Origin of the sequence: Streptomyces sp. NPDC006923 (assembly GCF_040635655.1) — a bacterium.
Classification (GTDB): domain Bacteria; phylum Actinomycetota; class Actinomycetes; order Streptomycetales; family Streptomycetaceae; genus Streptomyces.
In genome coordinates, this window is sequence record NZ_JBEYIF010000010.1 from 181,848 (window position 1) to 195,712 (window position 13,865).

The 13,865-nt window shown below is 72.8% G+C and carries 12 protein-coding genes; 6 read left to right on the forward strand and 6 right to left on the reverse strand.

All coding sequences use genetic code 11. The annotated features are described in order from the left end of the window. Nucleotides 1-35 precede the first annotated feature (35 nt). The 6 genes from ABZ707_RS21485 to ABZ707_RS21510 are packed head-to-tail and all read right to left on the reverse strand — an operon-like array spanning nt 36 to nt 6,209. A complete protein-coding gene (locus ABZ707_RS21485) occupies nt 36-1,064 on the reverse strand; it encodes an LLM class F420-dependent oxidoreductase (RefSeq protein WP_360177137.1) in 1,029 nt (342 codons plus the stop codon). Between the two features lie 48 nt (nt 1,065-1,112). Continuing rightward, nucleotides 1,113-2,750 (reverse strand): ABC transporter substrate-binding protein, encoded by a 1,638-nt coding sequence (locus ABZ707_RS21490; RefSeq protein ID WP_360177140.1) that lies wholly within the window; start codon nt 2,748-2,750, stop codon nt 1,113-1,115. Between the two features lie 36 nt (nt 2,751-2,786). After that, on the reverse strand, nt 2,787-3,617 hold the full coding sequence (locus ABZ707_RS21495) for an ABC transporter ATP-binding protein (protein ID WP_360177143.1): 831 nt from the start codon (nt 3,615-3,617) through the stop codon (nt 2,787-2,789). Then, nucleotides 3,614-4,423 (reverse strand): ABC transporter ATP-binding protein, encoded by an 810-nt coding sequence (locus ABZ707_RS21500; protein ID WP_360177146.1) that lies wholly within the window; start codon nt 4,421-4,423, stop codon nt 3,614-3,616. The genes ABZ707_RS21495 and ABZ707_RS21500 overlap by 4 nt, the downstream gene beginning before the upstream one ends. Next, complete coding sequence (locus ABZ707_RS21505) at nt 4,420-5,262, reverse strand: ABC transporter permease (protein WP_360177149.1); 843 nt, start codon at nt 5,260-5,262, stop codon at nt 4,420-4,422. The genes ABZ707_RS21500 and ABZ707_RS21505 overlap by 4 nt, the downstream gene beginning before the upstream one ends. Next, nucleotides 5,259-6,209 (reverse strand): ABC transporter permease, encoded by a 951-nt coding sequence (locus tag ABZ707_RS21510; protein WP_360177152.1) that lies wholly within the window; start codon nt 6,207-6,209, stop codon nt 5,259-5,261. Before ABZ707_RS21510 ends, ABZ707_RS21505 begins: the two co-directional genes overlap by 4 nt. A 739-nt stretch (nt 6,210-6,948) precedes the next feature. Here ABZ707_RS21510 and ABZ707_RS21515 point away from each other — a divergent pair. From ABZ707_RS21515 to ABZ707_RS21540, 6 genes are all read left to right on the forward strand, one after another. Continuing rightward, the gene (locus tag ABZ707_RS21515; RefSeq protein WP_360177155.1) at nt 6,949-7,875 is read left to right on the forward strand and encodes a response regulator transcription factor; all 927 of its coding nucleotides are present in this window, start codon (nt 6,949-6,951) and stop codon (nt 7,873-7,875) included. Between the two features lie 342 nt (nt 7,876-8,217). Further along, nucleotides 8,218-9,060 carry a hypothetical protein gene (locus ABZ707_RS21520; RefSeq protein WP_360177158.1) on the forward strand — a complete coding sequence of 281 codons (843 nt, stop codon included), beginning with the start codon at nt 8,218-8,220 and terminating at the stop codon, nt 9,058-9,060. Next, on the forward strand, nt 9,060-10,895 hold the full coding sequence (asnB, locus tag ABZ707_RS21525; RefSeq protein ID WP_360177161.1) for an asparagine synthase (glutamine-hydrolyzing): 1,836 nt from the start codon (nt 9,060-9,062) through the stop codon (nt 10,893-10,895). Before ABZ707_RS21520 ends, asnB begins: the two co-directional genes overlap by 1 nt. Next, nucleotides 10,892-11,431: a flavin reductase family protein gene (locus tag ABZ707_RS21530; protein WP_360177164.1), complete on the forward strand. Its 540-nt coding sequence runs from the start codon at nt 10,892-10,894 to the stop codon at nt 11,429-11,431. The genes asnB and ABZ707_RS21530 overlap by 4 nt, the downstream gene beginning before the upstream one ends. Beyond that, nucleotides 11,428-12,972: a 4-hydroxyphenylacetate 3-hydroxylase N-terminal domain-containing protein gene (locus ABZ707_RS21535; protein ID WP_360177167.1), complete on the forward strand. Its 1,545-nt coding sequence runs from the start codon at nt 11,428-11,430 to the stop codon at nt 12,970-12,972. The genes ABZ707_RS21530 and ABZ707_RS21535 overlap by 4 nt, the downstream gene beginning before the upstream one ends. After that, entirely contained in the window at nt 12,969-13,814 is an 846-nt protein-coding gene (locus tag ABZ707_RS21540) for a class I SAM-dependent methyltransferase (protein WP_360177170.1), read from the forward strand. Before ABZ707_RS21535 ends, ABZ707_RS21540 begins: the two co-directional genes overlap by 4 nt. Nucleotides 13,815-13,865: the final 51 nt, after the last annotated feature.

Genomic DNA, 13,865 nt, shown 5'->3' on the forward strand with positions numbered 1-13,865 from the left:
CACCCTTTCCTTCGGCGGACCGCACACGCCCCGGATCACCGGGCGGCGGGCCCCAGCCTGGCCAGTGTGTCCAGCAGCCGCGCCCTGCTCACGAACACCTCGGGCGGCAGCGACACATAGAGCTGGACGGTGGTCACTCCGGGCCGGTGATAGCTGAGGATGCGCTCCCGGCACTCCTCGGGCGACCCGCTGATGAACAGCCCGTCGACCACTTCGTCGGGCAGCGCCTTCTGCGCCGCCTCGGGATCCCCGGCAGCCCACAACTCGTGTGTTTCCTTGAGGAGTTCACCGTGACCCAGCCATTCGTGGAATTTCCGGTACGGCTCGCGGTTGAGGATCCAGGCCAGGAACGGCCTGCTCGCGCGGTGCGCGTAATCGGTGTCCTCGGTGGGACACACGAACACCTTCACCACCAGCTCCTTGCCGGGAGGCTGCGGCCCCACGGCGTCCAGCACCTTCGGCACGTCCTCCGGGAAGAGGAGATTGGTGATCGCTCCGTCGCCCTCGGTGAAGCCCAGCCGCAGCATGCCGGGGCGCAGCGCGCCGAGGATCACCTTCACCGGGTCGGCGGGCGGATGCGGCAGCCGGTACCCGGTGATGGAGAAGGTGTCGAAGTCCCCGGCGATGTGCTCGCCGCGCAGCGCCCGGGTGACAAAGCGCAGGACGTCCCTGGTGCGTTTGAAGGGTTCGTCGAACGGGATGCCGTTGATGTCGGTGACATGCGCGGGCACCGAGGCGCCAAGTCCCAGCAGCAGCCGCCCGGGGGCGAGTTGGGCCAGGGTCGCGGCGGTCTGGGCGAGCACGGCGGGCCCCCGCGTGTGCACCGGCACGATCCCCGTCGCGATCCGCAGGGACGGCGACCAGGCGGCCGTCGCCGCCAGCGGTGTGAAGGCGTCGGTGCCGCCGCCCTCCGCGCTCCAGACGTCGGTGTAGCCGAGGTCGGGCAGCCGTTCCACCAGGAAGCGGTGCCGGTCTATGGTCAGCCCCGGCAAGGGCAGTGTGACGCCCCACTTCAGTGCCGGCGCGACGGCGGGATGGTAGTGCGGCGAGTGCTCGGCGGTCATGGAACCGGCCGTCCTTTCGTGCGGTACGAGGGGGTCGTGCGGGGTGGCTCAGTCGCCGACGCGGACGGTGGTGAGGTCGAGGAACCAGGACTGGGGCTGGACGAGGCCGTGGACGGTCGGGGCGAGCGCCCGTGGATTGCGGTCGTTGACGACAAAGAGCCAGGGCGCGTCCCTGGTCACCAGGGAGAGCGCCTGCCGGTAGTCCGCCTGCCGTGCCTTCCGGTCCGGTGAGGCCGCCGCCGAGGCGAGCAGCGCGTCCACCTTCGGATTGCTGTAGTGGCCGGTCCAGAACGGGCTTCCGCTGCCGATGAACAGCGGCAGCAGCGCCTCGGACTGGAAGAGCGTGGTGGACTGCGCGATGGCGTCAGAGCCGAGGGTGACGGAGCCCTTCGCCTCGGCGCTGATCAGCGTCGACCAGTCGGTGGTGCGGATCTCCGCCGTGATGCCCACGGCGGCCAGATCGCGCTGGAGCGCCTCGGTGATCGGGACCGGCAGCAGATTGCCGGAGCCACCGGTGGGGACGGTCACCGAGGTGCTGAAGCCGTCCGCGTATCCGGCCTCCGCGAGCAGCCGCTTGGCCTTCGCCGGGTCGTACGCGTAGGTGTCGCCGGCCTTGTCGTACGCGAGCGTGGCCCGGGGCGCGGCCTGGTAGGCCGGGTCCGCGGTGCCGTGCAGCAGTGTGTCGGCGATCGCCTCGCGGTTGATGGCGTAGTTGGCGGCCTGCCGGACCTTGAGCTCCTTCCAGGGGCCCTTCCCGGTGTCCAGGATCCAGTACCAGAGGTGGTCGTAGTTGTTGGTGACGACCTGCGCGCCGTCGGCCTTCAGGGTCTCGATGTCGTCCGGGTTCGGGTACTCGATCCAGTTGACCGAGCCGGAACGCAGCGCGGCGGTGCGGGCGGCGGCGTCGGGCAGGGCCTTGACCACCAGCTTGTCGAGCTTCGGGGCGCCCCGCCAGTAGGAGCGGTTGGCGACCAGGTCGATCTGCTCGCCCGCTCGCTGGGACACGAAGGAGAAAGGACCGGTCCCGACGGGGTGTTCGGAGAAGTCGGCGGAGCCGGTCGCGCGGACCGCGGCCGGGCTGGCGATCAGGACATGCGCGAGGTCCTCGGGAAAGTGGCCGTTGGGCGTTCTGGTGACCAGCTCCACCTGGCCGTCGGAGAGTTTGCGGTAGCGGGTGATTCCGCCGGCGTACTCTCCCGCGGCGGCGCCCAGGGCGTCGGTGTAGTACTCGCTCTTCTTGTTGAGATAGCGGTCGAGGTTGAAGAGGACCGCTTCGGCGTTGAACGGGGTGCCGTCCTGGAACGTCACGCCCTCGCGCAGAGTGAACGTCCAGGTCCTGTGGTCGGCCGCGACCTTCCACGAGGTGGCGAGCGCACCGGTGACGGAGGGCGGGGCGTCCGTCCTGGACAGGTCGTAGCGGGTGAGGCCCTCGTAGAGCTGAAAGCTGACCAGCCGCTTTCCCTCGAAACCGGCGCCGCCGATCATGGTGTCGGTGTTGGGCAGCTTCCCGGTCGCTCCGATGACGAGGGTGCCGCCGCGTCCTGAGGTCTTCGTACCGGCTCCGGCGGTGGAGCCGGGTGCGCAGCCGGCGGTGGTGAGCAGGAGAGCGGCGGCGGACAGCAGGGCCGCGGCGGGCAGGGCGGCCGCTCTCGCACGGAGGCGGTGGTGAGGGTGGCGGTGCGTCATGTGGTTCCTCTGGGTGCTGGTGATTCCGTGGACCGGTCAGCGTGGCGCGGACAGTTCGGTAGGGGCGGAAGTGCCGGCGACGGCGGTGGCAGAGCCGGCCCCGGGCCCGGCGCCGGTCGCCGCGGCGAGCAGGGCCCGGGTGTACGGATGACGGGGTGCGGCCCAGAGAGCCTCGGCCGGACCTTCCTCCACCACCCGGCCGTGCCGCAGCACCACCACGCGGTGCGCCAGCCGGCGGACCACCGCGAGATCGTGGGAGATGAAAAGATAGGCGAGTCCCCGGCGTTCCTGGAGCTCGGTGAACAGGTCGAGGATCCGGGCCTGCACCCCCCGGTCCAGCGCCGAGGTCGGTTCGTCGCAGACCAGCAGCTCGGGACCGGTCGCCAGCGCGCGGGCGACCGCCACCCGCTGGAGCTGCCCACCGGACAGCTCACGCGGATAGCGGCGCGCCAGCGCCGGATCGAGACCGACCTGCTGGAACAACTCCGCCGTCAGTTCGGGCCGTTCGCGTCTGGGAGTGCCGTGTGTCCGCAGGGCGAAGGCCACCGCGTCGCCCGCTCGCAGAGCGGGATTGAGCGAGCCCCTCGGGTGCTGGGGGACGAACTGCAACCGGGCGCGCACCGGACGGCCCGGCCGGCCCCGCAGCCGGTACGGGTCGTGTCCGGCGAACCGTACGGTGCCGTGCGTCGCTGCGAGCAGGCCGAGGCTCAGCCGGGCGAGTGTGGACTTGCCGGAGCCCGACTCGCCGACCAGGCCGACGGTCTCTCCCGGAGCGACGGTCAACGAGACCCGGTCCAGGGCGAGCCGGCCGGCCGCGCCCGGGTAGCGCTTGGACACGCCGGTGAGCGTGAGCAGGGCGTCGGTCATGGGCGGGCTCCCGGCTCTGCGGCCACCAGCTCGGCCGCGTAGGGGTGAGCGGGCCGGGAGAGCACCTGGTCCGCGTCGCCGGTCTCGACGATCCGGCCGTCACGCATCACCGCGATCCGGCCGCCCATCCGCCGTGCCACCGCGAGATCGTGGGTGACCAGCAGCAGGGCGATCCCGTGCGCGGACCGCAGGGACTGGAACAGATCGAGGACCTGGGACCGGACGACGGCGTCCAGCGCGGTGGTGGGTTCGTCCGCCACCACGAGCCCGGGACCGCAGGAGACGGCCAGGGCGATGGCCGCACGCTGGCGCAGCCCCCCGGACAGTTCATGGGGAAAGCTGCGGGCGATCCGCTCGGGTTCGCCGATCCCGGCCCGTGCGAGCAGGGCCGGTACGGCGGCCCGCGCCGCCCGGCGTCCCGCGCTGATCCGGTGGCGCAGCAGCACCTCGACGAGCTGGGGACCGATCCGGCGGAGCGGGTCCAGCGCCCCCGTCGGGTCCTGCGGTACGTAACCGATGTGCCGGCCGCGTATCCGGGACAGCGCGCGTTCGTCCAGCGTGAGCAGCTCGGTGCCGTCGAGCCGTACGCTCCCGGCCACCGCCGCGCCGCGGCCGGGCAGGCCGAGGACGGTCCTGGCCACGGTGGTCTTGCCGCTCCCGGACTCACCCAGGAGGACCAGCACACCGCCCCGCTCGATGCGCAACGACACTCCGTTCACGGCCGGTACCGGGCCGTCCGGCCCCGGGTGACTGACCGTCAGGTCGGTCACCGACAGGGCTTCGGCGTTCTGCGCGGGACGGTTCACCGGACGGCCTCCGGGAGCAGCGCCCGGCTGTCGCCGATCCGCCGGCGCAGGGCCTCGCCGAGGGTGTTGAAGACCACCGAGACAAGAAGGATGGTGACCGCGGGCAGGACCGCGACGGCCGGATGGGTCAGCAGAGCGGGACGCAGTTCGTCCAGCATCGCGCCCCACTCGGCGGCGGGCGGTGCCACACCGAGCCCGAGGAAGGAGAGCCCGGCCGCGTAGACGATGGACAGGCCGACGAGGGACGAGCAGTAGACGAGGACGACGGGCGCCACGACCGGGGCCACCTGACGCAGCGCGACGGATGTCCGGCCCGCGCCGCTCACCCGGGCCGCCTCCAGATACTCGGCCGTACGGATCCGCTGCACCTCGGTGAAGGCGACCCGGGCCACGGCCGGTGTGAGGACGACGGACAGGGAGAGCACGGTGGTGCCGAGCCCCGGCTCCAGCAGCGTGGCGACGGCGATGGCCAGCAGCACACCGGGGAAGGCGTACAGCACGTCGAGCGTCCGGAGCAGGGCCTGTTCGGTGATCCGGCCGCCGAGACCGGCGGCCGTGCCCAGCAGCAGGCCCGCGGTGGCGGCGACCGCGACCGGCAGCAGCCCGCCCGCCAGCGACGGGAGAGTGGCCGCGATCAGCCGGCTCAGCACATCCCTGCCCTGGGTGTCGGTGCCCAGCGGATGGCCGGGGCTCCAGAGGTCGAGCAGCCGGTCGTCCAGCGTTCCGGCGGCCGGGTCGTCCGGCGTGAGCAGCGGACCGGCGAGAGCGAGCAGCAGCAGGAGGGCGGCGCATCCTGCGGGCACCAGCAGCCCGGGCCCGTACCCCTTGAGGCGGCTCATCGCGCGTCCCTGATCCGGGGATCGACCAGCGCGTGCGCCGCGTCGACCACGATATTGACGCCGACGAACGCGACCGCGACCACCAGCACCCCGCCCTGGACAAGAGGGAGGTCCCGGGCGGTCAGCGCGTCGTACAGCAGCCGTCCGACACCGGGCCAGGCGAAGAGGGTCTCCACGAACACCACCCCTTCGAGGAGGTAGGCGAGCTGGAGCCCGCCGATGGTGAGCAGGGCGGGAGAGGCGTTGTGTACGCAGTGCCGCAGCACGGCCGCCCGGCTGAGCCCGCGGGCCCGCAGACTGTCCGCGAGGTCGGAGGCGAGCACCGAGCCCAGGGCGGTCCCGAACACCCGGGCGGTCAGCCCCAGCGGGACCAGCGCGGCGGCCACGGCGGGCAGCACCAGATGCCGGGCCAGATCGGACGTACCGCCCCCGCCGAACACGTCGTGCGTGCCACCGGCGGGCAGCAGACGCCACCACACGGCGAAGACGGCGATCAGCAGCAGCGCCACCGAATACTGCGGAGCGGACACCGAGAAGGTGGTCAGCGCGCTCGACAGCCGCCCCAGCGGCCCGCGCGGACGCAGGGCACCGAGTGCGCCGAGAACCGTGCCGCCGGTGATGACCAGCAGAAACGCCACGGCTGTGAGGATCAGGGTCTGGCCGAGCGCGGGCAGCAGCAGCTCCGCCACCGGCCGCTGGGCGGAGATGGAGACCCCCAGATCGAAGTGGAGCGCGTGCCACAGCCAGTTCGCGTACTGGACCGGGAGCGGCTCACCGAGGCCGAGCCGGTCCGCCAGCTCCCGCCGGGACTCGGGCGGCGCGCCGGGGCCGAGCAGGGCGCCGACCGGGTCGCCGGGGATCAGCGCGACCGTCGCGAAGACCACCACCGTCACTCCGAGCACGGTGGGCACGGCGAGCAGCAGCCGGCGCAGCAGGAATCCCCTCACCCTTCGGCCCGCCCGGGGCGGACACCGGAAGGACCGGTGGCGGGCGGACGGGAGTGGCCGGACATGAGTGGTCCCTTCAGCAGGCGGATCGACTGGCGCGGAGTGGTGACGGAAACGGTCCTGGGCGAGGGCACGGATCGCCGGCGGCGTCCGTCACTGAGGGCCGTCCGGACGGGACGTCGTCCCCGGCGACCCCCGGGTCGTCGACGGCCCGCGGGGCCCGGAGGGGTGGGGCCCGCCGCGCCGGCGGGCCGGACCGGCCGCTGAGTCGAACAATGAGGGATGTCAACAGGCCACAGCCAGGCAGCAGTTCATGCTGATACTCCGGGTCATAGGATCCGCGGGGCCCGGTAGGGCCGGCCCCGTGACCGGCGGTGCACCGGCCGACGTTGACCGGCGCCGGGCCCCTCATTACGCTGACGGCATGGCTATCCCGCGAACCGACTTCACCTTGGTCGGTATCGGCGGCTCGTGGCACCGCAGGTGCTTCGACGAGCTCTGTAGCGCACGCGTCGGGCGCTGACCTCCGGCTCATTTCCCCGGACAGTGGCGCCTCCTCCTCCGGCCGGGTCCTTCCCGTTCCCCGTGCGCAGGCTGGTCTCGGCCTGACCGCAGGTCAGCGGATACGCGGAGAGCTCCGGCATCACCGTCGTACCCGAGGGGAACGCACCGCGATGCCATACCTTTTCCGAGAACACGAACCAAGAACCACCGCCTCGCGCCCGGGAGGTGGCGAGCCGTGGAGCTGCTGACCGATGTCGTGGACCCGGGCGCCGCGCGCGGCAGACGGCAGCCGGGCCGCCGCCAGCCGCGCACCCCGCTCGCACAGGCCGGCGCCGAGGCACTGCACAACGAGATAGACAATCCGCTCGATCTGATCGCCGGCCACCAGCTCCTCGCCGACCCCGAGGACCGGGGGCCGGACCGGACCGCCCCCGCACGGCTGAACCGCGCGCCCGCGGGCTGCGCCTGCGGACACCCGCTGTGCACCGAATCCGCCCATGGCGGGACGTCGGCCACCCGGGTGTTCCTGGTGGAACGCCATCCGGTGGCGAGTGCCGGGCTGCGCAGCGTCCTCGGTCCCGTGCCGGACATGGTGGTGGTCGGCAGCTCCGGCGACGCGGGCCGCGCTCTCGAAGCCGTACGGCGGACCCGCCCCGATGTGATCCTGCTGGGAGGCGGCGACACACTCGGCGACGACCTGTCCGCCGTCGCGCGGCTGCGCGGCCAGGAAGGCGCCCCCGGCGTACGCATCCTGCTGCTGCGCCGGGCCGAGTCCACCACGGAGGCGAGCCGGATGCTGCTCGCCGGGGCGAGTGGCTGCTTCCCGCTCGATCTGGCGGAGGACCGGATCATCGGCGCCGTCTCGATGGTGGCCGCGGGCGGGACGGTCTTTCTGCCGGCGCCGCCGCCCGCCCGGGTCCATCCGGCCGGCCTGGACCGGCACGCCACCGAACCACTGCCGCAGAACTGCGGGCTGACGGGCCGGGAGCGCGAGGTGCTGGCGCAGCTCGCGCGGGGCCTGAGCAACGCGGAGATCGGCCGTGAACTCGCCCTGGCCGAGGCGACGGTGAAGAAACACCTCACCCAGGCGATGCGGAAGACGGGGCAGTCGGACCGGCTGCGGGCGGCGCTCTACGCGCACCGGCACGGCCTGGCCGGCTGACCGGACAGACCCCGGCCTGTCGCGCGTGGGGCCGTGGGACACACCCCGGCCCTCCACCCCGTCCGGTACGGATCTGACGCAGGCGGTACACCAGGGGCGGGCCCCTCGACGGCGGCCCGCTCCTGGCGTGTCCGGGACCGTTCCGTGCCGCCCCGGTACGGGCTACGCCATCGCACGGGCCCCGCAGGCCCGGCCCGGGGCGACCTTCGGAGCATGCGCCGTGAGCCGATGGTCGCCGTCACCGACTCCGTTCGGGGCTTCTGGGCGGCCCGTCGCCGTCCCTAGGTTTACCGGCGGACCAGGAGTTCCCGGTCCGTACCCCACCTCGCCTAGGAGATCCCGATGAGCGATGCGCCCGAAGGAGCCATCGCCTGCGCCGGCTCACGCGACATCGCGGCGCAGGGTGCAGGTACACCGGCCGGACCTGAGCCGGCCGAGAGCGGCAGGGCACGGACAACGGTGCTGCCCGGTCCTGACACGGACGGTGTCGCGGGAACGGACGCCGTCGTACGGCCCGAGAAGTTCCGCAATCCGTACCGTTCCATGCCCGACGCGGAACGCTCCGCGCTCTGGCGGCAGCGGCTCCACGAGGCCGAGGCCGGCCTCACCGGGCTGCTCGCCTCGCTCGGTGACGAGGTCCATCTGACCGACTGGTTCACCCTGCAGGCAGAGCTGTTCGCCGATCTGCCCGATCCGCTCACCGCCCCGGCCAGTGAATGGCAGCGTGTCTTCTTCCGGGACCAGGCGCTGATGGAGCGCTTCCTCGTGGCCCGCTACGGCGAGGAGATCCTCGCCGACTGGGCCCGCGCCAACGCCGGGATACACCGGCAGGTCGAACCCGATCGCGGCCGGGGCGCCGCCGATCCCGTCCACCGGATCGCCCGCCAGGCCGAACTGTACGGATCCGACTACGAATTCGACGACGACGCCGAAACGACGGGCCCCGGGCACGCGGCCGTGACCATCACACACTGCGCCATCTGGGACTACCGCGAAAAGGCCCGGCGCGGCGGAGTCCGGCTCACTCTGGCCTCGCCCTGCACCTACTGCACCGAGGCCCTGACCGCCAATATCCGGGCCAAGGGCTATCTGCCCGCGCACCAGCTCCGCAACGGGCCCACCGGCCACGGCTGCCGGTGGGAGGCCACCGCGCCCGCCGGCCCCGACGAACTCCAGGAGACCTGATGTGCGGAGTCACCGGCTGGATCGACTGGGAGACCGATCTGCGCGCCGAGGAGACGACCCTCCGGACGATGACCGAAACGCTTGCCTGCCGAGGCCCCGACGACTCCGGCGTCTGGCTCTCCCGGCACGCCGCACTCGGCCACCGCAGGCTCGCCGTCATCGCTCCGGACGGCGGCGCCCAGCCGATGGGAGACACCGCTGGGACCGGGCCGGGCGCCGTGCTCTCCTACAACGGCGAGCTCTACAACTACCGTGAACTGCGGCAGGAGTTGCGCTCCCTCGGGCATGACTTCCGCACCCGCTCCGACACGGAGGTGCTGCTCCGCGCCCATCTCCAGTGGGGTGCCGACGCGCCCCGTCACCTCAACGGCATCTTCGCCTACGCGCTGTGGGACGTCCGCCGCCACGAACTCCTGCTGGTCCGCGACCACTTGGGCGTCAAACCGCTGTACTGGCACGCGCACCGCACCGGTGTGCTCTTCGGATCCGAGCCCAAGGCCGTACTGGCGAACCCGCTCTTCCGGGCCGAACTGGACGCCGAGGGCATCGCCGAGCTGTTCGCCCTGCCCGCCGCCCCGACCGCGGGACACGGCGTCTTCCGGGGCCTGCACGAGGTCCTGCCCGGCCAGGTGGTGACCGTGGGACGCGCCGCCACGCGCACCACCCGCTACTGGCGGCCCACCTCCCACGTCCATTCCGACGACCCCGCGACCACCCGTGAGACCGTACGGGCGCTGCTCGCCGACACCGTGGAACGCCAGCTCCTCAGCGATGTACCGCTGTGCACACTGCTCTCGGGCGGCGTCGACTCCAGCGCAGTCACCGCCCTCGCGGCGGCCGCCCGGGAACGCTCCGGCCACTCCAAGGTGACCAGCTTCTCCGTGGACTTCCCCGGCAGCGCCGACCGCGCCCCGGACGCCTGGCGCACCAGCGCCGACGCGCCCTTCGTCCAGGCCGCCGCCGAACACATCGGCACCCTGCACACCTCGGTGCTGATCCCCGACGACGACCTCCTCGACGCCCGCGACGCGGTGCTGCGCGCCCGGGACCGGCCGGGCTGGGGCGAGATGGACGCCTCGCTGCACCTGCTCTTCCGCGAGGTCAGAAAGCACTCCACGGTGGCGCTCTCCGGCGAGGCCGCGGACGAGATCTTCGGCGGCTACCCCTACTTCCACGACCCCGCGGCGCTCGCCGCCGACACCTTCCCCTGGCTGCACGGGCGCACCACCCCGGCCGCACTGCTCCGTCCCGAAGTGGCCGCTGAGGTACGGCCCGAGGAGTACACCGCCGAGCAGTACCGCCGCTCGCTCGCCGACGTCCCCCGGCTGGACGGCGAGGGAGGCGCCGACCGCCGCATCCGCGAGGTCTTCCATCTCGCGCTCACCCGCTGGCTGCCGCCGCTCCTGGAGCGGGTCGACCGGGTCAGTATGTCCGTCGGGCTGGAGGTCCGGGTGCCCTTCTGCGACCACCGCCTGGTGGAGTACGCGGCCAATGTGCCCTGGGCCGTGAAAACGCCCGGCGGCCGGTCCAAGGGCCTGCTGCGCGACGCGGTGCGCGATCTGCTGCCGCCCCAGGTCACCGACCGGCCGAAGAGCGGATACCCCTCCACCCCCGCCGTGCGGTACACCGAAGTGCTCACCGCCCGCGCCCGGGACCTGCTCGCCGACTCCCAGGCGCCGGTCTTCGACCTGGTCGACCGCGACGCCGTCCGCCGTACCCTCGCCGAGGGCCGGCCCCTGCCCAGCCCGCGCACCGCCCCGAACCCGGTCGGCGGCCTCGACCACCTCGTCCAGGTCGACGAGTGGCTGCGCGCCTACCGGGTGGGGCTGCGGTGAGCCCCGCCCTGCGGCCCGTCCGGAGCGCCGAGGCGGAGTCGTACCGCGGCGCGGCCCGGCGCTGGACCACCGGCGTCGCCGTGCTCACCGCCTGCTCCGGCGAGGAGGTCTTCGCCAAGACGGTCTCCTCGCTGTGCACCCTCTCCCTGGACCCGCTGCTGATCAGCGTCGCCGTGGACGCCCACAGCCCGCTCGCCGCGGCCGTACGGGGCAGCGGCCGGTACGCCGTGTCCGTGCTCGGCGTGAACCAGGAGCCGCTCGCCCGGCGCTTCGCCGCTCCCGGCGCCGGCCGCGCCCTCGGCTTCTTCACCCACGCGCCGATGCGCGCCGAGGACACCGGGGCGCCCGTCCTGGAGGACAGCCTGGCCTGGTTCGACTGCCGGCTGCACAGCGTCCTGCCGGGCGGTGACCACGCCGTTCTCGTCGGCCGGGTGGTCGCGGCGGACGGCGGCCCCGGCGAGCCGCTGCTGTACCACGACGGCCAGTACCGCACCCTCGACCGCCATCCCACGACGCCGACAGGAGCCCGCGCATGACCCGACTGGACACCGCCGCACCGGGACAGGGCCGGGGAGGGGGCCCGGGCAGGGGCCTGCTCACCGGAGACCGCTACCGGGCCGAACTCGACGACGGACGCGAGCTCTATCTGGACGGCCGGCGCATCACCGACCCGGCCGCGCACCCGGCCTTCAAACCGGCCGTCGACGAACTCGCCCGGCTGATCGACCTCCAGCACGACCCCGCCCACCACGAGCTGCTGACCTGGAAGGACCCGGAGACCGGACAGCGGCTCGCCCGCGCCTACCAGCCGCCGCGCACCCTGGAGGAGCTGCGCGTCCAGCGGCGCAGCGCCGAATTCTGGCACGCCGAATCCCTTGGCCAGCACGGCCGTTCGCCCGCCTTCATGGCGTCCATCGCGGTCGGTGTCCACGACTTCCGTCATCAACTGGAGAACTCCCACGCGGGCTTCGGCGCCAACGCCGACGCCTGGTACCGGCACTGCGCGACCAACGACCTGGTGCTGTCGCACGCGCTCGGCGACCCGCAGATCGACCGCTCCACCGATCCGGTCGACGACCCCGACCTCGCGCTGCGGGTCCTGGAGGAGAACGACCGGGGCGTTGTCGTCCGAGGCGCCAAACAGCTCACCACCCTCGCGCCCCTCGCGCACGAGGTGCTCGTCTATCTCTCGGCGTCCTTCACCCAGCGACGCGGTGAGCAGTTCGTGGTCTGGTTCGCCCTGCCACTGAACACACCGGGCCTGGTGACCCTGTGCCGCGAACCGCTCGGCGGCGCCTCCTGGGGGCACGCCCACCCGCTCGGCGCCCGCTTCGACGAGCAGGACGCCATGCTGTTCTTCGACGATGTACTGGTGCCCTGGGACCGGGTGTTCCTGCTGCGCGACGGCGAACTGGCCCGGCGCGGTCTTGGCCGGATCAACGCCTGGAGCGCCTATATCGGCCATGTGCGCTACCGGGAGCGGCTGCGCGCCCTGCTGGCGACGGCGACCCTGGTCGCCGAGAGCATCGGTGTGGAGGGCTTCCGCAACATCCAGGAGGACCTGGGCCGGCTCGCCGGATACGCGGAACTCACCGAGCTCTTCCTGGACGCCGCGGAGGCCAGGGCGACGGTCACCGACAGCGGGCTGCTGGCCCCGGGAGACACCGCCGCGAGCCGTGTCTGGTCCGCGGAGGTGGCCGAGAGCGCGGTCGACATCGTGCGCCGGATCGGCGCGTCAGGACTGCTGATGCAGCCCACCGAGAACGACCTGGCCCATCCCGGGCTCCGGCCCCATCTCGACCGGTACATGCGCGGCCGGGGCATCGGCGCGGACCACAAGTCCCGGCTGTTCCGGCTCGCCTGGGAACTGACCGGCGACGCCTTCGGGCAGCGCCAGCACCTCTACGAGTACGTCCACCGGGGCGATCTCGCCCGCAACCGCATCAACCTCTACAAGCGCTACGACCAGAGCGCCGTCCAGGAGCGGCTGCGGCGGCTCATCAACGAACCCGCCGCACCCGCCGACCGCGCCGCACCCGCCGCCCCGGCCGGCTCCCTCCAGGAGGTCACTCCATGACCGCGTCCACCACCGAGATCCAGGCGCGCACCCTCGCCGGCTACGCGCACGCCAGCGCGCTGCGCCAGATCCACGACCGGGACTGGGTGCTCGACCGGGTGACCGGGGAACCGGAGATCCTGCTCGATCTCGGCAGCGGCATAGGCCAGTTGCTGCACGAGGCGCTCGAAAGGCATCCCTCGCTGCGGCTGGCCGTCGGCCTGGAGCGCTCCGAGCACCGTATCGCCGAGGCCGCGGAGCGGCTGCGGCCGTACGGCGAACGGGTCCGGCTGGTCCAGGCCGATCTCACCGCGCCGCCGCCGCTTCCCGAGCGCGCCGACGTGGTGACGATGACCTCGGTGCTGCACTGGCTGTACCCGGGCGAGGAGACCGTCCTCCAGTGGATCAGCGAGCGGCTCTCGCCCGGCGGTGTCTTCCTGCTGACGACCTATCACCCGGAGCGCGACACGGCCGGACTGGGCGGCGAGGACGAGATCGTCCGTGACGCGCTGGTGTCTCTCGGCACCGAACGGGCCGCCGTGGCAGGGGTGTTCTCGGACGGCGACGTGCTGCCCATCGCCGTCCGGACCAGGCCCGCCGCCGAACTGGGCGCACTGCTCGGACGGTACTTCCACATCGAGTCGCACCTGGAGCGCGAGGCGGTCGTCACCGTCGAGGACGAGAGCCAGTACGAGCACTTCCACGCCGCCACCTTCGGCGACTACTACGCCCGGCTCGTGGACCCCGGGCGCCGCGCCGCGTTCTTCCGCGCGGTCGGCGAGAGCGCCTGGCGGCGGCAGCGCGAGCGGGGCCGGGTCAGCTCGATGCCGGTGCGGCTGTGGCAGCTCACTCCACGCCGGTGAGCACGCGGCTACGCTGAGCGCAGCCGTAGCCCCGTACCGACCCGCCGACCG